The sequence below is a fragment of the Streptomyces sp. AC550_RSS872 genome (genome assembly GCF_019049285.1).
Taxonomy (GTDB): Bacteria; Actinomycetota; Actinomycetes; order Streptomycetales; family Streptomycetaceae; genus Streptomyces.
In genome coordinates, this window is record NZ_JAGMUL010000099.1 from 1 (window position 1) to 215 (window position 215).

1 protein-coding gene is annotated in these 215 nt (G+C 72.1%); it reads right to left on the reverse strand.

What is annotated here, in order from left to right:
• Positions 1-215 (reverse strand): ATP-binding cassette domain-containing protein (locus KUM44_RS31570; protein ID WP_217213185.1); only part of this gene is annotated, 215 nt, incomplete at both ends.

Sequence of the window (215 nt, forward strand, 5' to 3'; positions counted from 1 at the left end):
GCCATGGCGACCCGCTGCCGCATACCGCCGGACAGCTCGTGCACCCGCTTGCCGTACGCGCCCTTCAGCCGGACCAGTTCGAGGAGCTCCTCGGCCCGCTCGCGCCGCTCGGCCTTGGCGACCCCGCGCAGCTTCAGGGCGAGTTCGATGTTCTTGCCCGCGGTCAGCCACGGGAACAGCGCGTGCTCCTGGAACATCAGCGCCGGCCGGCCGTC